This is a genomic window from Streptomyces sp. NPDC002463 (assembly GCF_042889835.1).
GTDB lineage: Bacteria > Actinomycetota > Actinomycetes > Streptomycetales > Streptomycetaceae > Streptomyces > Streptomyces nymphaeiformis.
Map to the genome: position 1 here is coordinate 123,478 of NZ_JBIARL010000005.1, position 18,331 is coordinate 141,808.

The window sequence follows — 18,331 nt, forward strand, 5'->3', positions numbered from 1 at the left end:
GTTCCCCTCACAGGATGTTTATGCCTGGCGAACATCCTGTCGGAACCACGGAGCCGCAGGTGCGGCGGGGGCCACACCGTTACCGAACCAAAGCGTTTCAGGACATGACCGGGACACCCCTAAACTGGCCCCGTGACCGAGAACACTCAGCAGCAGACAGCGCCCACCACCGAACTGCCGACCACCTACGCGCCGGCCGAGGTAGAGGGGCCGCTGTACCAGCGCTGGGTAGAGCGCGGGTACTTCGAGGCGGACGCGAAGAGCGAGAAGCCGCCGTACACGATCGTCATCCCGCCGCCGAACGTCACGGGCGCCCTCCACCTGGGCCACGCCTTCCAGGTCACGCTCATGGACGCGCTGACCCGCCGCAAGCGCATGCAGGGCTTCGAGACGCTCTGGCTGCCGGGCATGGACCACGCCGGCATCGCGACCCAGAACAAGGTCGAGCAGCAGCTCGCCGAGGAGGGCAAGTCCCGCCACGACCTGGGCCGTGACCAGTTCGTCGAGCGCGTCTGGCAGTGGAAGGACGAGTACGGCGGCCGGATCCTCGGCCAGCTGCGCCGCCTCGGTGCCGGCCTCGACTGGTCGCGCGAGCGCTTCACCATGGACGAGGGCCTCTCCAAGGCCGTCCAGAAGATCTTCAAGGACCTCTACGAGGACGGTCTGATCTACCGCGCCGAGCGCATCATCAACTGGTGCCCGCGCTGTCTGACCGCCATCTCCGACATCGAGGTCGAGTACCAGGACGACGCAGGCGAGCTCGTCTCCATCCGGTACGGCGAGGGCGAGGACTCCCTGGTCGTCGCCACCACCCGCGCCGAGACGATGCTCGGTGACACGGCCGTCGCCGTGCACCCCGACGACGAGCGCTACAAGCACCTGGTCGGCAAGCGGATCAAGCTGCCGCTGACGGACCGTACGATCCCGGTCGTCGCCGACACCCACGTCGACCCCGAGTTCGGCACCGGCGCCGTCAAGGTGACCCCGGCGCACGACCCGAACGACTTCGAGATCGGCCGCCGCCACGACCTGCCCTCGCTCACCGTCATGGACGAGCACGGCGTCATCACCGTCCACGGCCCCTTCCTCGGCCTGGACCGCTTCGAGGCCCGCTCGACGATCGTCGGTGCGCTCAAGGAGCAGGGCCGGATCGTCGCCGAGAAGCGTCCGTACATGCACTCGGTGGGTCACTGCTCGCGCTGCAAGACGACCGTCGAGCCGCGCCTGTCGATGCAGTGGTGGGTCAAGGTCGGCCCGCTGGCGCAGGCCGCCGGCGACGCCGTCCGCGACGGCTCGGTCGAGATCCACCCGAAGGAGCTCTCCAAGCGCTACTTCGACTGGGTCGACAACATGCACGACTGGTGCATCTCGCGCCAGCTGTGGTGGGGCCACCGCATCCCGATCTGGTACGGCCCCGAGGGCCAGGTCGTCTGCGTCGGACCCGACGACGAGATCCCGACGGGCGAGGGCTGGACCCAGGACCCCGACGTCCTGGACACCTGGTTCTCCTCCGGCCTGTGGCCGTTCTCCACGCTCGGCTGGCCGGAGAAGACCCCGGACCTGGCGAAGTTCTACTCGACCGACGTCCTGCTCACCGGTCACGACATCATCTTCTTCTGGGTCGCCCGGATGATGATGTTCGGCCTGTACGCGATGGACGGCGAAGTCCCGTTCAAGACCGTCGCCCTGACCGGTCTCGTCCGTGACGAGTTCGGCAAGAAGATGTCGAAGTCCAACCCGAACGCGGTCGACCCGCTGGACTGGATGGACGCGTACGGCTCCGACGCCGTCCGCTTCACCCTGGCCAAGGGCGCCAACCCCGGCGCCGACGTCCCGATCGGCGAGGACTGGGTCCAGGCGTCCCGGAACTTCGCCAACAAGATCTGGAACGCGACCCGGTTCGCGATGATGAACGGCGCCAACATCGAGGGTCCGCTGCCGGACGCCTCCGAGATGTCGGCGACCGACCGCTGGATCCTGTCCCGGCTCAACGAGACGGTCGCCCAGGTCGACGCGTACTACGAGGACTTCCAGTTCGCCAAGCTGAGCGAGTCGCTCTACCACTTCGCGTGGGACGAGGTCTTCGCCTGGTACGTCGAGCTGTCGAAGACCACGTTCTTCGCGGGCGGCGAGGGCGCCAAGGTCTCCGGCCGCGTCCTCGGCGAGGTCCTGGACGTCATGCTGCGCCTGCTGCACCCGATCGTCCCCTTCGTCACCGACACCCTGTGGACCACCCTCACGGGCGGCGAGTCCCTCGTGATCGCCGACTGGCCGAAGGACTCGGGCTTCCGCGACGAGGCCGCCGAGAAGGAGATCGAGCTCGTCCAGCGGGTCGTCACCGAGGTCCGCCGCTTCCGCAAGGAGCAGGGCCTCCAGGACGCCCAGAAGGTGCCCGCCCGTCTCACGCTCGACGGCACCCCGCTCGTCGCGCACGAGGCGGCCATCCGCCAGATCCTGCGCCTCCAGCCGGAGGGCGAGGGCTTCTCCGCCACCGCCTCCCTGCCGGTCGCCGGTGCCACCGTCGCGCTCGACCTGTCGGGCACGATCGACGTCGCCGCCGAGCGCAAGCGCCTCGCGAAGGACCTCGCGGCGGCCGAGAAGGAGAAGGCCCAGGCCGAGGCCAAGCTCGGCAACGAGGCCTTCCTGGCCAAGGCCCCCGACAACGTCGTGGACAAGATCAAGGGCCGCCTCGCCAAGGCGGACGAGGACATCGCCCGCATCCAGACCCAGCTGGCGGCCCTGCCGCAGGCCTAGTAGGCGAAGGAAGGGCCCGGGACCGTTTCCGACGGTTCCGGGCCCTTTCCGTATGTGTACTCTCAATTCGGGCGAAGTGCCCTAAGTCACATCAGGCGGGACTTCAGGTCCACGGCGCCGGGACGAAAGACCCTGGATGATGGAGGGCATGCCCCGCCTCCCCGCCGTCCCCGCGCTCCGCCGTCGCGTGGACCGGTGGGCGGTCTCGCCCCGCGCCCTCGACGTCGTCGCCGCGCTCTTCGCCTTCGGCCTGATGGTCCTGGACGTGCCGGGGCTCGCCCGCGCCGACAACTCCCTCACCGGCGTCACCGCGACCCTCGTCCTCGCCTGCGGGGCGGCCACGCTGGTGCTCCGGCGGCGGCTGCCCTGGGTCCCGTACGTCGTCGCGCTCGGCCTGATGGGCTGGCTGCACGAACTCACCATGATCCAGTTCGCGCTGTACTCGATCGGCCGCTACCGGGGACGGCGCTCCGCGATCACCGCGACCCTGCTGTACGTCGCCGTGGCGTACGGCTACTTCCTCACGCCCGGGTGGCCCGCCGAGCACGGCGAGACCGTCAGCGACTTCCTCAGCCTGGTCGTCCCGATCGGCGTCCTCGCGGCCGGCGTCGGCATCGCCGCCTACCGCACGGACCTCGTCCGCGCCCTGGAGGCCCAGCGCCGCGAGGCCGCCGCCCGGCAGGCCGTCCAGGAGGAGCGGATCTCCGTCGGCCGGGACGTCCACGACCTGGTCGGCCGCGAGCTCACCGTCCTCGCGGTGCGGGCCGAGGTCCTCGCCGTACGGGCCAGGGGAGAGGCCCATCAGAAGGACTTCGAGGAGCTCGCGGACACCGCGCGGCGCGCCCACCTCATGCTCAACGAGACGATCGTGCGCCGCGCCGACCGGGACGCCGCGACGCCCGGCCTCGAAGGGCTCCCCGAACTCGCCTCGGAGAGCGAGCGCATGGGCAGCCCCGTCGAGCTGACGGTCGCGGAGGAGGCCAAGGCGCTGTCCCCGCTCCGGCAGGCCGCCGTCCACCGCGTCGTCCAGGAGTGCCTGACGAACGCCGCCAAGCACGCGCCGGGGCTTCCGGTGACCGTCGCGATCACGGTCGAGGGGCCCGACCTGCGGATCGAGGTGCGCAACCCCCTCCCGAAGAGTCCGCCGGACCCTTCCCCCGTCTCGACCGGCACCGGCCTGTTCTCCATGGAGGAGCGGGTCACCAGCATGGGCGGCACGCTGAAGGCCCGCAGGGAGGACGGCGCGTACGCCGTGACGGCGCTGCTCCCGACGGGCCTGGACCGGTAGCGCACACGGGGCGCGGGTCCAGGCGCGGAATGCGGGGGTGATCACTCCGGCGGTGGACCGAAAGTCCCGAATGGGGTGGGTCCGATGTCCTGTCGGTGCCGCTCCGTAGACTGGCCCCGTGAGCGAGCCGAGCGACCCGAATGACCAGTTCGACGACATCGTCGACGAAGAGACGAACCGCGACCCCGACCTGGCGGTGATCGAGGCCGGCAGCCGCACCCTGCGCACGCAGGGCGGACCGCCGCAGGGCGACCCCGTGCCCAGCCGCCCCGAGGACCCCGAGGTGGAGAAGGCGCTGCGGGAGGTCGAGACCGAGCTGTCCACCCGCTGGGGCGAGACCAAGCTGGAGCCCTCCGTCACCCGGATCGCGGCCCTGATGGACGTCCTCGGCGAGCCGCAGCGCGCGTACCCCTCGATCCACATCACCGGCACCAACGGCAAGACGTCGACGGCCCGCATGATCGAGGCCCTGCTCGGCGCCTTCGAGCTGCGCACCGGGCGCTACACCTCGCCGCACGTGCAGAGCATCACCGAGCGGATCAGCCTGGACGGCGCCCCGATCTCCGCCGAGCGGTTCATCGAGACGTACCAGGACGTCAAGCCGTACGTGGAGCTGGTCGACGCCCGCGAGGAGTACCGGCTCTCCTTCTTCGAGGTCATCACCGGCATGGCGTACGCCGCGTTCGCGGACGCCCCGGTCGACGTGGCCGTCGTCGAGGTCGGCATGGGCGGCACCTGGGACGCGACGAACGTCATCGACGCCTCCGTCGCCGTCGTCACCCCCATCGACCTCGACCACACCGACCGGCTCGGCTCGACGACCGCCGAGATCGCGACCGAGAAGTCCGGGATCATCAAGCAGGGCTCGACGGTCATCCTGGCCCAGCAGCCGGTCGACGCGGCTCAGGTGCTGCTGAAGAAGGCCGTCGAGGCGGACGCGACCGTGGCCCGCGAGGGCATGGAGTTCGGCGTCGTCTCCCGCGAGGTCGCGGTCGGCGGCCAGCTCCTCACCCTGCGCGGCCTCGGCGGCGAGTACGACAACGTCTACCTGCCGCTGCACGGCGCCTACCAGGCGCACAACGCCGCGGTGGCGCTCGCGGCGGTCGAGGCCTTCTTCGGGATCGGCGCCGAGCACGCCAGGACCCTGGACATCGACACCGTCCGCCGGGCCTTCGCCCAGGTGGCCTCGCCGGGCCGTCTGGAGATCGTCCGCTCCTCGCCGACCGTCATCCTGGACGCCGCGCACAACCCGCACGGCGCGCGGGCGACGGCGGAGGGCGTCAGCGAGGCCTTCGGCTTCTCCCGGCTCATCGGCGTGGTCTCCACGAGCGGCGACAAGGACGCGAAGGGTCTCCTGGAGGCCTTCGAGCCGATCTTCGCGGAGGTCGTGATCACCGCGAACTCCAACCCGCGGGCCACCGACGTGGACGCGCTCGCCGCGACCGCGGTCGAGGTCTTCGGTGAGGACCGGGTCGTCGTCGAGCCGCGGCTGCCCGACGCGATCGAGGCGGCCATCACCCTCGCGGAGGAAGAGGGCGAGTACGGCGGCGCGGGTGTCCTCGTGACCGGTTCGATCTTCACGGTCGGCGACGCCCGGCTGCTGCTGCGAAGGGGCTGAACCCGATGCGTGTGCTCTGTTCCTCGACGCTGATCGGCGAGTTCTTCGTGATCGGCTTCGCCGGTCTCGTCGCCATGAAGGACGACAGCCTCGCGACGTCCACCGTCTGGTGGGTCTGCGGCGTGGCCATGGTCCTCTCCGTGCTGCTGTGCGGGATGATCACCCGGCCCGGCGGGGTGCAGCTGGGCTGGGCCCTGCAGATCGGGCTGATCCTCAGCGGTTTCTTCGTCCCCACGATGTTCTTCCTCGGCGCGCTCTTCGCCGGCCTGTGGTGGGCCTCGGTGCACTACGGGCGGCGGATCGACGAGGTGAAGGCGAGCTGGGCCGCGGCACAGGCCTCGGCAGGGCCTGACGCTGCGTAATCGTGGGCCGTCCGGGCCCTGTAGCCTCGGAGGTCCCGCACACCGCTTTTCCGAAGGAGTTCCCCCGTGAGCCAGCGATCGCTCGTCCTGCTCAAGCCCGACGCCGTCCGCCGTGGCCTGATCGGCGAGATCATCGGCCGCATCGAGCGCAAGGCAGGCTGGGCCATCACGGCCCTGGAGCTGCGCACGCTGGACCAGGACACGCTGGAGCAGCACTACGGCGAGCACAAGGGCAAGCCCTTCTACGAGCCGCTGATGGGGTTCATGCAGTCCGGCCCGGTCGTCGCGCTCGTCGTCGAGGGCGAGCGGGTCATCGAGGGCCTGCGCACGCTGGCCGGCCCGACCGACCCGATCGCGGCCGCGCCGGGCTCGATCCGCGGTGACTTCGGCACCATCGTCCGGGAGAACCTGATCCACGCCTCGGACTCGGAGGAGTCGGCGGCCCGCGAGCTGAAGATCTTCTTCCCGGGCCTCGTCTGATCTGACCAGGAGTCAGCCGAACGAAGCACCCTGTGGGGCGACCGAAGGAATTCGGTCGCCCCCAGGCATATGAACGCCAATCCCGGGAACGGATCGCCGCGTCCTGCCGTCACCAGTACTGAGGTGGACCAACGCGCGCCATTCGCACGGGCGGCACTACGATGGAAAACTCCACGCCGCACCACTCTCAGCCATGGGAAATCAAGGGGAACTTCATGTCGTTCATCGGCCGTGACATGGCTGTCGACCTCGGGACCGCCAACACGCTGGTGTACGTCAGGGGTCGAGGCATCGTTCTGAACGAGCCGTCAGTCGTCGCCATCAACACCAACACCGGGGGCATCCTCGCGGTCGGCGCCGAGGCGAAGAAGATGATCGGCCGGACCCCCGGCAACATCGTCGCCGTGCGCCCGCTCAAGGACGGTGTGATCGCCGACTTCGAGATCACCGAGCGGATGCTCCGCTACTTCATCCTGAAGATCCACAAGCGCCGCTACCTGGCCCGCCCCCGCGTCGTCGTCTGCGTGCCCTCCGGCATCACCGGAGTGGAGCGCCGCGCCGTCATCGAGGCCTCGACCCAGGCCGGCGCCCGCCAGGTCCACATCATCGAGGAGCCCATGGCGGCGGCCATCGGATCGGGTCTCCCCGTCCACGAGGCCACCGGCAACATGGTCGTCGACATCGGCGGCGGCACCACCGAGGTCGCCGTCATCTCCCTCGGCGGAATCGTCACGGCACAGTCGATCCGGGTGGCCGGCGACGAGCTGGACAACGCGATCATCCAGCACATCAAGAAGGAGTACTCGCTCCTCCTCGGTGAGCGCACCGCCGAGCAGATCAAGATCACCATCGGCTCCGCGTACGACCTCGACAAGGACGAGCACACCGAGATCCGCGGCCGCGACCTCGTCTCCGGTCTGCCGAAGACCGTGGTCATCTCCGCTGCCGAGGTCCGCAAGGCCATCGAGGAGCCGGTCAACGCGATCGTCGACGCCGTGAAGACCACCCTCGACAAGTGCCCGCCGGAGCTCTCCGGTGACGTCATGGACCGCGGCATCGTTCTCACGGGTGGCGGCGCCCTGCTCCGCGGCCTCGACGAGCGCCTCCGCCGCGAGACCGGCATGCCGATCCACATCGCCGAGGACCCGCTGGACTCGGTGGCCCTCGGCTCCGGCAAGTGCGTGGAGGAGTTCGAGGCCCTGCAGCAGGTCCTGGACGCCCAGCCGCGCCGCTAGGCGACACCGCTTCACCCGTACGGCCTCACCCGTACAGCTCCACCCGTACAGCTTCACTCGTACAGCCGAACAACCGAACCACGAGGAAAGGCACGGCCGCCGCACGTGAGGGACACACGAGAGAGCCGGCTGCTCCTGGTGCTGCTGATCGCCATCGCGTTCGCACTGATCACGGTGGACATCCGCGGCGGTCAGGAGTCACCCGTCGACGGTGCCCGGCAGGCCGCAGCGGCGGCCTTCGGGCCGGTCGAGAAGGGTGTGGCGGCCGCCGTCGATCCCGTCGGCAACGCCATAGGCGCGGTGCGGGACTCCGGCGAGCGGCACACCCGCATCGCCGCCCTGGAGAAGGAGAACGCCGAACTCAAGGCGAAGCTCGGCAGCGACGACCGCAACCGCAACCGGCTGCGCGAGCTCGACGCCATGCTCAAGACCGCCGGCGCCGGGCAGTACGGCATCAAGGGCGCCCAGGTCATCGCCATAGGAGCGGCCCAGGGCTTCTCCTGGACCGTGACCATCGACGTCGGCGCCCGCGACGGCATCACCCGGGACATGACCGTGCTCAACGGCTCCGGGCTCGTCGGCCGGGTCACCACCGTCGGCCCCTCCACCTCCACCGTCCTCCTCGCCAGCGACCCCGACTTCACCGTCGGCACCCGCATGGAGAAGAGCGACGAGCTCGGCTTCGCCACGGGCCAGGGGGACAGCCCCCTCCTCGTCCAGCTCCTCAACGGCAAGGCCAAGGTCAAGCCCGGCGACCGGCTCGTCACCTTCGGCTCGCGCGCCGACAAGCCCTTCGTGCCCGGCGTCCCCGTCGGCGAGGTCGTCCGCGTCGACCCGGCGGCCGGCGGCCTGACCCGCAACATCTACGTCCGCCCGTACGTCGGCTTCACCAAGCTCGACATCGTCGGCGTCGTCGTCCAGGCCCCGAAGTCCGACCCCCGCGACACGGTTCTGCCGCAGAAGCCCAAGCCGGCACCGACCGTCACCGTCACGGTCACACCGACAGCGACACCACCGGACGGACAGCAGACCGATCAGCAGAACCAGCAGACACCGCAGGACCAGGGGGGCGTGACACCGTGAAGTTCAACCGCATCCTCCTCTCCGCCACCCTGATCGTGGTGGCCCTGGTCGTCCAGGTCTCCGTCCTCGCCCGCCTCCAACTGCCCGGAGCCGTCCCCGACCTCGTCCTCCTCACCGTCGTCGGCCTCGCCCTCGTCTACGGACCCGTCAGCGGCTCCCTCATCGGCTTCACCGCCGGCCTCCTCTCCGACCTCGCCCCGCCCGCCGACCACGCCGCCGGCCGCTACGCCCTCGTGCTCTGCGTCATCGGCTACCTCGTCGGCCTCGCGAAGCCGGAGAACGGCCGGCTGACCTCCGCGGCCGGCCCCATGGCCACCGTCGTCGCCGCGGCCGTCGGCTCCACGCTCCTCTACGCGGGCGTGGGCGCCCTCGTCGGCGACACCGCCGCCCGCCATGTCGGCCTCGGGTTCCTGCTGTTCACCGCGGTCGTGTACGACCTGCTCCTCGCGCCCTTCACGGTGCCGCTCATCATGGCGATCGCCCGCCGCGCCGAGAACGACCCGCTCGCCGACGCCGGCGGCGGCAACGGCGCCGACGTCGCCTCCGGCTGGCTCTCCTCCGGCACGGGCCTGCGGATCGGCACCCAGCGCGGCGGCCTGCGCGTGAAGGCCGCGCGGAGCCGCGCCTCACGCGCCGGACGCATCAAGGGAGTCAAGCGACTGTGACCGAGGGGGCCCCGGCGGCATGACCAACATCCCCGAGACCGGACGGACCCCCCGGGTCCAGATCCGGCTCGTCGTCATCCAGATCCTCGTCTTCTCCCTGCTGCTCACCCTGGGTGGCCGGCTCTGGTACCTCCAGATCCGCAACGGCAAGGAGTACACGGACGAGGCGAAGAACAACCACGTCCAGCAGGTCGTCCAGCCCGCCGTCCGCGGCTCGCTCCTCGACGCCCGCGGCGTCCCGCTCGCCGACAACGAGACCCGGCTCGTGGTCTCCGCGTCCCGCACCGAGCTCATGAAGATGAAGGACCGCGGCAAGGCCGTCCTGACCCGGCTCGCCGACGTCCTCGACATGAAGCCCGACGAGGTCATCAACAAGATCCGGCTCTGCGACTCCAAGACGCCCAAGCCCTGCTGGAACGGTTCGCCCTACCAGCCGATCCCCGTCACCGACGAGGCCACCACCCAGCAGGCCCTCCAGATCCGCGAGCGCGCCGAGGACTTCCCCGGCATCACCGCCGAGCCCACCGCCGTCCGCCGCTACCCGGCCCCCGGCAAGTCCCGCACCTCGCAGGTCCTCGGCTACCTCTCGCCCGTCACCGACGCCGAGATCGAGAAGGCCAAGGACACCGACTCGCCGTTCCTCCGCTCCGACCAGGTCGGCCGCTCCGGCCTCGAGCGGACGTACGACAAGGAACTGCGCGGCAAGGCCGGCGTCACCCGCTACGAGGTCGACAACCTCGGCCGCGTCATCGGCCAGGCCAAGAGCGACCCCGCCGTCCCCGGCTCCAACGTCGTCACCTCCATCGACGCCCGCGTCCAGGCGGTCGCCGAATGGGAGCTGCACAACGCGATGGTGGAGGCCCGCAAGACCTTCGACAAGAACACCAACGAGAACTACAAGGCCGACGCCGGCGCCGTCGTCGTCATGGAGGCCAAGACCGGCCGCATCGTCGCCATGGCCTCGCAGCCCGACTACGACCCCAACGCCTGGGTCGGCGGCATCTCCGCCAAGGACTACGCCGCCCTCACCGGCAAGGACTCCAACTTCCCGCTCCTCAACCGGGCCATCCAGGGCCAGGCCGCCCCCGGCTCGATCTTCAAGGTCATCTCGACCACCGCCGCCGTCAACGCGGGCTACGACTTCGACGGCCGCTACCCGTGCACCAGTTCGTACTCCATCGGCAACCAGGTCTTCAAGAACTTCGAATCGCAGAACCACGGCCCGATCTCGCTCGGCCGCGCCCTCGAAGTCTCCTGCGACACCGTCTTCTACGCCCTCGCCCACCAGCAGTGGATCAAGGACGGCGGGATGAAGCCGAAGAAGAACCCGGGCGACTGGTTCTACAAGACCGCCCACCAGTTCGGCCTCGGCGCCGAGACCGGCATCGACCTCCCCAACGAGGTCTCCGGCCGCGTCCCCGACCGCCAGTGGAAGCAGAAGTTCTGGGAGGACAACAAGGACTGGTGGTGCAAGTACGGGAAGAAGGGCGGCACCTACGTCCAGCAGCTCTCGTACGAGAACTGCCTCGAAGGCAACCTGATGCGCGCCGGTGACTCCGTCAACTACTCCATCGGACAGGGCGACACCCTCGTCACCCCCATCCAGATGGCCACCATCTACTCCGCCATCTCCAACGGCGGCACCCTGTACAACCCCACTGTCGGCAAGGCCGTCATCAGCCCCGACGGCAAGAAGGTGCACGAGATCGCGCCCAAGTCGCACGGCAAGCTGCCCTTCGACGTCAACACCCGCAACTTGATAGACGAAGCCCTCGCGGGTGTCGCCACCCGCGGTACGGCCGCCTGGCGATTCGGCGGCTGGCCGCAGGACAAGATCCCGATGCACGCCAAGACGGGTACGGCCGAGGTCTACGGCAAGCAGACGACCTCCTGGTTCGCCACGTACACCAAGGACTACGCGATCGTCATGACGATCTCCCAGGGTGGTACGGGCTCCGGCGCCTCAGGCCCCGCCGTGCGCAACATCTACGACGCGCTCTACGGACTCGACGACGCCGGCAACCAGGATCTCAAGCGGGCCCTGCTGCCGCAGCCGCAGAAGGCGCTGCCGAAGATCGAGGCCGACGGCTCCATCGACGCGCCGAAGATCACGCCGTACGACCCCGAGTCCCAGAAGGTCGACGAGACGAAGCCGAAGTCCGACGGCACCCAGCCGCCGGCCGACCCCGCGACGCCCACCAGGAAGCCGGACGACAACCAGCTGGCGGGCCCGCCCGCCCACCGCGGGAGGCTCTGAACCGATGACCGCACCCCACGGCTTCTCCGTCTCCCGGTACGCACCCGAGCGCGGCACCCTCGCCAAGCTGGCCGCCCGCGACTCGGTGCTCCGCCGGCTCGACTGGCCCATCCTGCTGTCGGCGCTCGCCCTCTCCGGCATCGGCTCGCTGCTCGTCTGGTCCGCCACCCGCGGCCGCACCGAGCTCAACCAGGGCGACCCGTACTACTTCCTGTTCCGGCACCTGCTCAACACCGGCATCGGCCTCGCCCTGATGATCGGCACGATCTGGCTCGGCCACCGCACCCTGCGCGGCGCGGTGCCGATCCTCTACGGCCTCTCGATCGTGCTGATCCTCGCCGTCCTCACCCCGCTCGGCGCCACCATCAACGGCGCCCACGCGTGGATCGTCGTCGGCGGCGGCTTCTCCCTCCAGCCCAGCGAGTTCGTGAAGATCACGATCATCCTGGTCATGGCGATGCTGCTCGCCGCCAAGGTCGACGCCGGCGACCAGCTCCACCCCGACCACCGCACCGTCGCCAAGGCCCTCGGCCTGGCCGCGCTCCCCATGGGCATCGTCATGCTGATGCCCGACCTCGGGTCCGTGATGGTCATGGCGGTCATCGTCCTCGGCGTGCTGCTCGCCTCGGGCGCCTCCAACCGCTGGGTCCTCGGCCTCATCGGCGCCGGCGTCCTCGGCGCGGTCCTCGTCACCGCGCTCGGCATGCTCGACGAGTACCAGATCAACCGCTTCGCGGCCTTCGCCAACCCCGACCTCGACCCCGCCGGCGTCGGCTACAACACCAACCAGGCCCGCATCGCCATCGGCTCCGGCGGCCTCCTCGGCGCGGGCCTCTTCAAGGGCTCGCAGACCACCGGCCAGTTCGTCCCCGAACAGCAGACCGACTTCGTCTTCACGGTCGCCGGCGAGGAACTCGGCTTCGTCGGCGCCGGCCTGATCCTCGTCCTGCTCGGCGTCATCCTCTGGCGCTCCTGCCGGATCGCCCGCGAGACCACCGAGCTCTACGGCACGATCGTCGCGGCCGGCATCATCGCCTGGTTCGCCTTCCAGTCCTTCGAGAACATCGGCATGACCCTCGGCATCATGCCGGTCGCCGGCCTGCCGCTGCCGTTCGTCTCGTACGGCGGCTCGTCGATGTTCGCCGTATGGGTGGCGATCGGACTTCTCCAGTCGATTCGCGTACAACGCCCGATGACGGCCTGACCGCGACTAGATTCGAGGTATGGCCGAGACGAAACGCGAGATCGAGCGGAAGTACGAAGCCACGGGGGAGACTCCGCTGCCGGACCTCACCCGGGTCGCCGGGGTGGCGGAGGTCGTCGACGAAGGCGTCATGGAACTCGACGCCGTCTACCACGACACCCCCGACCTCCGGCTCGCGGCGGACGCGGTCACCCTCCGCCGCCGCACCGGCGGGAGCGACGCCGGCTGGCACGTGAAGTTCCCCGTCGCCGCCGGAGTCCGCGACGAGATCAGAGCCCCGCTGAGCGACACCCTGCCGGGTGAGCTCGCGGGGCTCCTGCGTTCCCGCGTCCGGCACGCCGAGATCGTCCCGGTCGTCCGGCTCCGCTCCGCGCGCGACGTCCGCCACCTGCTCGCCGCCGACGGCACCCTCCTCGCCGAACTCTCCGTCGACACGGTCCACGCCGAACGCCTGCCCTCGGGTGCGGTGGCCACCTGGACCGAGATCGAGGTGGAACTCGCCGACGACGTCGACGACCCCGCCCTCCTGGACGCCGTCGAGAAACGCCTCCACAAGGCCGGCATCCGCCCGTCCGAGTCCCCGTCGAAGCTCGCCCGCGCCCTGGCGGAGACGGGGCCGGCGCCCGAGACGGCTCCCACCGCCGGGAAGCCCGGCTCCGCCGGTGCCGCCGTGCTCGTCTACGTACGGGAGCAGGCCGACGCGATCGTCGCGCTCGACCCCGCCGTCAGGCGTGACCTGCCCGACGCCGTCCACCAGCTGCGGGTCGCCTGCCGGCGGATGCGCAGCGCCTTCAAGACCTACCGCCGGGTCCTCGACCGGACCGTCACCGACCCCGTCGGCGACGAGCTGAAATGGCTCGCGGGGGAGCTCGGCGTCGCCCGCGACCAGGAGGTCCTCGACGCCCGCCTGCACGCCCGCCTCGCCGGCCTGCCCCCCACCCTCACCCTCGGCCCCGTCGAGGCCCGGCTGCGCCGCCGCGACGCCGCCCTCGCCGAGGACGCCCGGCGCCGGGCCCTCGTAGCGCTCGACTCCGACCGCCACCTCGCCCTCCTCGACACCCTCCACGCGCTCCTCGCCGACCCGCCGTTGCGCAAGGCCGCCCGCCGCGACGCCCGCACGGTCCTCGCCAAGGCCGTCCGCAAGGACCACGACCGCCTCGGCGGCCGGATCGAGCACGCGCTCGTCCTCGACCCCGGCCACGAACGCGACCTCGCCCTCCACGAGGCCCGCAAGGCCGCCAAGCGTGCCCGCTACGCCGCCGAGGCGGCCCGCCCCACCCTCGGCAAGCCCGCCAAGAAGCTCGGCAAACGCGTCAAGGCCGTCCAGTCCCTCCTCGGCGAACACCAGGACTCCGTCGTGGCCCGCGCCGCCCTCCGGGAGTTCGCGATCCAGTCCCACGGTGCCGGAGAATCGGCCTTCACCTGGGGACTTCTCTACGGCCGCGAGGAGGCGGCCGCCGCCGCGACCGAGCGGGAGCTGCCCGAGGTCTGGGCCCGTGCCGCGGGCCCGGAACTCACGGCGGCGCTGACCCGCTGAGCACCGGGGTACGCTTGAGAGTCGCCCCCCTGCCAGCTCACGAAGGTTCGAGATGTCTGCTGCCGAGTCTGTCTTCCCGCAGCTCGAAGCTCTGCTCCCGCACGTGCAGAAGCCGATTCAGTACGTCGGTGGAGAGCTGAACTCCACGGTCAAGCCGTGGGAGTCCGCCGACGTCCGCTGGGCGCTGATGTACCCGGACGCGTACGAGGTCGGTCTGCCCAACCAGGGCGTCATGATCCTCTACGAGGTACTGAACGAGCGCGAGGGCGTCCTCGCCGAGCGCACCTACAGCGTGTGGCCGGACCTCGAAGAGCTGATGCGCGAGCACAAGGTGCCGCAGTTCACGGTCGACAGCCACCGCCCCGTCGGCGCGTTCGACGTCTTCGGCCTGAGCTTCTCCACGGAGCTCGGCTACACGAACATGCTCACGGCCCTCGACCTGGCGGGCATCCCGCTGGAGTCGAAGGACCGGACGATCGACCACCCGATCGTGCTCGCCGGCGGCCACGCCGCCTTCAACCCCGAGCCGATCGCGGACTTCATCGACGCGGCGATCATCGGCGACGGCGAGCAGGCCGTCCTCGACATGACCGAGATCATCCGCGCCTGGAAGGCCGAGGGCAGGCCGGGCGGCCGTGAGGAGGTCCTCCTCCGCCTCGCGAAGACCGGCGCCGTCTACATCCCGGCGTTCTACGACGTCGAGTACCTTCCGGACGGCCGCATCGGCCGCGTCGTCCCGAACCGCTCCGGCGTGCCGTGGCGCGTCTCGAAGCACACCGTCATGGACCTCGACGAGTGGCCGTACCCCAAGCAGCCGCTCGTCCCGCTCGCGGAGACCGTCCACGAGCGCATGTCCGTCGAGATCTTCCGCGGCTGCACCCGCGGCTGCCGCTTCTGCCAGGCCGGCATGATCACGCGCCCCGTGCGGGAGCGAAGCATCACCGGCATCGGCGAGATGGTCGAGAAGGGCCTCAAGGCGACGGGCTTCGAGGAGGTCGGCCTCCTCTCCCTGTCCTCCGCGGACCACACCGAGATCGCCGACATCGCGAAGGGCCTGGCGGACCGGTACGAGGAAGACAAGATCGGCCTGTCCCTCCCCTCGACCCGCGTCGACGCGTTCAACGTCGACCTGGCGAACGAGCTCACGAGGAACGGCCGCCGTTCCGGCCTGACCTTCGCCCCCGAGGGCGGCTCCGAGCGCATGCGCAAGGTCATCAACAAGATGGTCTCGGAAGAGGACCTCATCCGTACCGTCGCCACCGCGTACGGCAACGGCTGGCGTCAGGTGAAGCTGTACTTCATGTGCGGCCTGCCGACGGAGACCGACGAGGACGTCCTCCAGATCGCCGACATGGCGATCAACGTCATCGCCAAGGGCCGCGAGGTCTCCGGCCAGAACGACATCCGCTGCACCGTCTCCATCGGCGGTTTCGTCCCCAAGCCGCACACCCCCTTCCAGTGGGCCCCGCAGCTGTCGGCCGAGGAGACGGACGAGCGCCTGCGCAAGCTCCGTGACAAGATCCGCGGCGACAAGAAGTACGGCCGCTCGATCGGCTTCCGTTACCACGACGGCAAGCCCGGCATCGTCGAGGGCCTCCTCTCCCGCGGCGACCGCCGCCTCGGCGCGGTCATCCGCGCGGTGTACGAGGACGGCGGCCGCTTCGACGGCTGGCGCGAGCACTTCTCGTACGACCGCTGGATGGCCTGCGCCGAGAAGACGCTGCCCGAGGTCGGCGTGGACGTCGCCTGGTACACCACCCGCGAGCGCACCTACGAGGAGGTCCTGCCCTGGGACCACCTGGACTCGGGCCTCGACAAGGACTGGCTCTGGGAGGACTGGCAGGACGCCCTCGACGAGACCGAGGTCGAGGACTGCCGCTGGACCCCGTGCTTCGACTGCGGCGTCTGCCCGGCGATGCAGACCGAGATCCAGGTCGGCCCGACCGGCAAGAAGCTGCTGCCGCTGACGGTCGTCAATCAGTAACGCTTGAGTGACGGCCCGGCGAAGGGGAAACCCTTCGCCGGGCCGTCGCGTCATTTCCGGCATGAACACGGAGAAGTCCAGGTCGCAGCCCCAGAACGAGCCCGCGGGGTGTCTCACGGGGGTGGCGCGGGCCATCGCCCTGGTGGTCGTTCTGCCGGTGCGGCTGGTCTGGGACGCGCTCGGCTGGTGCCTGAAGCAGCTGTGGCGCTGGGTCCTCGCCCCGGTGGGGCGGGCCCTCGGCTGGCTGATCCACCACCTGGTCGTCGTTCCGCTGCGGTTCCTGTGGGAGTGGGTGCTCGCGCCGGTCGGGCGGGCCCTCTGGTGGGTGATCGACCTGCTGGTCGTCACGCCCCTGAAGTGGCTCGGGCGCTGGGTGCTGCTCCCCGTCGCCAAGGCCGTCTGGTGGGTCGTCGACCTGCTGCTCGTCACCCCGCTGACCTGGCTCTGGCGGTACGTGCTCGCGCCCGTCGGCCGGGCGGTCGGCGTCGCGGTCGCCTGGGCCTGGGGAGTGGCCGGCCGGATCTCGCGGGCCCTCGGGCGCGCCGTCGGGTGGGTGCTGTGGAACCTGGTCGGGCGGCCCCTCGCCTGGGTGTACCGGGTGGTCCTCACGCCCGTCGGTCACTGGCTGCGCACCTGGGTGTGGGCGCCCGTCTCCGCCGCCGCCCGGGCCGTCCGCGCCGCCGCCCGCGAGGTGCGCCTCGCCCTCTTCGGAGGACCGCGCTGACCGAGCCCGGGGAACCGGAGGCGGCCCGGGCGCGTACTCTGGGTAGTACAACGAACGTCCCCGGCGTGGCGCCCGCCCCCGAGATCTCCCCGCGGAAGCGGGGGTGAACCGGGCGGGACCCCCAGGGCCCGTACATCTCGTGGACGGCGCCAGCCGCGCCGCCCCGCATCGAGGAGAAGAACCACTGGGCAAGCGACAGCCCGAAGGCCCGCCGCCCGCACCGGCGGTGCAGCGCATCCGACTGCGCTACACCAAGCGCGGCCGCCTCCGGTTCACCAGCCACCGTGACTTCCAGCGCGCCTTCGAGCGTGCGCTGCGCCGTGCCGAGGTGCCCATGGCGTATTCGGCGGGCTTCACCCCGCACCCGAAGGTGTCGTACGCCAACGCCGCCCCGACGGGCACGGGCTCCGAGGCCGAGTACCTGGAGATCGCGCTCACCGAGGCGCGTGACCCGGAGACCCTGCGGGTCCTGCTCGACGAGTCCCTCCCGGCCGGCCTCGACATCACCGACGCCGTCGAGGCCCGCACCTCGGGTCTCGCCGACCGGCTCACCGCCTCCGTGTGGGAGCTGCGGCTCGAAGGCGTCACGGTCGAGGACGCGGAGAAGGCCGTCGAGGCGTTTCTCGCGGCCGAGACGGTGGAAGTACAGCGCAAGACCAAGAACGGAGTCCGCACCTTCGACGCCCGTTCCGCCGTCACCGAGCTGACGGCCGCCCGTCCCCAGGGCGATCCCCAGGGTGATAGGCCGCTCGACAGCGCCTGTGCGATACTGCGGCTGGTTGTTCGGCACGTGACACCTGCCGTGCGACCCGACGACGTCCTGTCCGGTCTCCGAGCTGTGGCCGACCTGGCGCCGCCGGTCCCCGCTGCGGTGACCAGGCTGGCGCAGGGGCTCTTCGACGAGGAGTCCGGCACGGTGACCGACCCGCTCGCGCCCGACCGCGAGGCAGCTGCAGCCGCCTCAGCGACGGCGCCGGGTGCCGGTACCGCGTAGGGAGCGGTCGTCGTAGCGCCGCCCTGGTACTCGGGAGCCACCTGGGTCGGGCAGCGCACTGACCAGGAGACTTTCGCCAGGCCGTCCGCACAGGGCGTACGGAACCGGCGAGCCAGACATAGAGCTCCCGTGCGGCGCCCGCGCCC

14 protein-coding genes are annotated in these 18,331 nt (G+C 70.5%); all 14 read left to right on the forward strand.

Annotated elements, in window-relative coordinates; all coding sequences use genetic code 11:
* The first annotated feature begins 132 nt into the window (after nt 1–132).
* The 14 genes from ACFYX3_RS12735 to ACFYX3_RS12800 all read left to right on the forward strand — a co-directional run bounded on the left by ACFYX3_RS12735 (nt 133) and on the right by ACFYX3_RS12800 (nt 18,185).
* Nucleotides 133–2,754 (forward strand): valine--tRNA ligase, encoded by a 2,622-nt coding sequence (locus ACFYX3_RS12735; RefSeq protein ID WP_389011834.1) that lies wholly within the window; start codon nt 133–135, stop codon nt 2,752–2,754.
* 148 nt (nt 2,755–2,902) lie between these two features.
* On the forward strand, nt 2,903–4,042 hold the full coding sequence (locus ACFYX3_RS12740; protein ID WP_389011837.1) for a sensor histidine kinase: 1,140 nt from the start codon (nt 2,903–2,905) through the stop codon (nt 4,040–4,042).
* Between the two features lie 118 nt (nt 4,043–4,160).
* Nucleotides 4,161–5,660 (forward strand): bifunctional folylpolyglutamate synthase/dihydrofolate synthase, encoded by a 1,500-nt coding sequence (locus ACFYX3_RS12745; RefSeq protein WP_382661360.1) that lies wholly within the window; start codon nt 4,161–4,163, stop codon nt 5,658–5,660.
* 5 nt (nt 5,661–5,665) lie between these two features.
* Nucleotides 5,666–6,022: a DUF4233 domain-containing protein gene (locus ACFYX3_RS12750; RefSeq protein ID WP_376594035.1), complete on the forward strand. Its 357-nt coding sequence runs from the start codon at nt 5,666–5,668 to the stop codon at nt 6,020–6,022.
* 66 nt (nt 6,023–6,088) lie between these two features.
* Nucleotides 6,089–6,502, forward strand: a complete 414-nt coding sequence (gene ndk, locus ACFYX3_RS12755; protein ID WP_116161012.1) for a nucleoside-diphosphate kinase — start codon at nt 6,089–6,091, stop codon at nt 6,500–6,502.
* Nucleotides 6,503–6,717: 215 nt separating this feature from the next.
* Nucleotides 6,718–7,737 carry a rod shape-determining protein gene (locus ACFYX3_RS12760; protein ID WP_017239313.1) on the forward strand — a complete coding sequence of 340 codons (1,020 nt, stop codon included), beginning with the start codon at nt 6,718–6,720 and terminating at the stop codon, nt 7,735–7,737.
* Between the two features lie 105 nt (nt 7,738–7,842).
* Nucleotides 7,843–8,820, forward strand: a complete 978-nt coding sequence (gene mreC / locus ACFYX3_RS12765) for a rod shape-determining protein MreC (protein ID WP_389011843.1) — start codon at nt 7,843–7,845, stop codon at nt 8,818–8,820.
* The gene (gene mreD / locus ACFYX3_RS12770) at nt 8,817–9,485 is read left to right on the forward strand and encodes a rod shape-determining protein MreD (RefSeq protein ID WP_376594033.1); all 669 of its coding nucleotides are present in this window, start codon (nt 8,817–8,819) and stop codon (nt 9,483–9,485) included. Before mreC ends, mreD begins: the two co-directional genes overlap by 4 nt.
* Before the next feature lie 19 nt (nt 9,486–9,504).
* Nucleotides 9,505–11,742 (forward strand): penicillin-binding protein 2, encoded by a 2,238-nt coding sequence (gene mrdA, locus ACFYX3_RS12775; RefSeq protein ID WP_389011847.1) that lies wholly within the window; start codon nt 9,505–9,507, stop codon nt 11,740–11,742.
* Between the two features lie 4 nt (nt 11,743–11,746).
* The gene (gene rodA / locus ACFYX3_RS12780; protein WP_352026126.1) at nt 11,747–12,946 is read left to right on the forward strand and encodes a rod shape-determining protein RodA; all 1,200 of its coding nucleotides are present in this window, start codon (nt 11,747–11,749) and stop codon (nt 12,944–12,946) included.
* 19 nt (nt 12,947–12,965) lie between these two features.
* Nucleotides 12,966–14,483: a CHAD domain-containing protein gene (locus ACFYX3_RS12785; protein WP_389011850.1), complete on the forward strand. Its 1,518-nt coding sequence runs from the start codon at nt 12,966–12,968 to the stop codon at nt 14,481–14,483.
* Between the two features lie 52 nt (nt 14,484–14,535).
* Entirely contained in the window at nt 14,536–16,467 is a 1,932-nt protein-coding gene (locus ACFYX3_RS12790; protein WP_389011853.1) for a TIGR03960 family B12-binding radical SAM protein, read from the forward strand.
* Nucleotides 16,468–16,528: 61 nt separating this feature from the next.
* On the forward strand, nt 16,529–17,191 hold the full coding sequence (locus tag ACFYX3_RS12795) for a hypothetical protein (protein ID WP_389011856.1): 663 nt from the start codon (nt 16,529–16,531) through the stop codon (nt 17,189–17,191).
* A 226-nt stretch (nt 17,192–17,417) separates the two neighbouring features.
* Nucleotides 17,418–18,185, forward strand: a complete 768-nt coding sequence (locus ACFYX3_RS12800) for a TIGR03936 family radical SAM-associated protein (RefSeq protein ID WP_389011859.1) — start codon at nt 17,418–17,420, stop codon at nt 18,183–18,185.
* Nucleotides 18,186–18,331 lie beyond the last annotated feature (146 nt).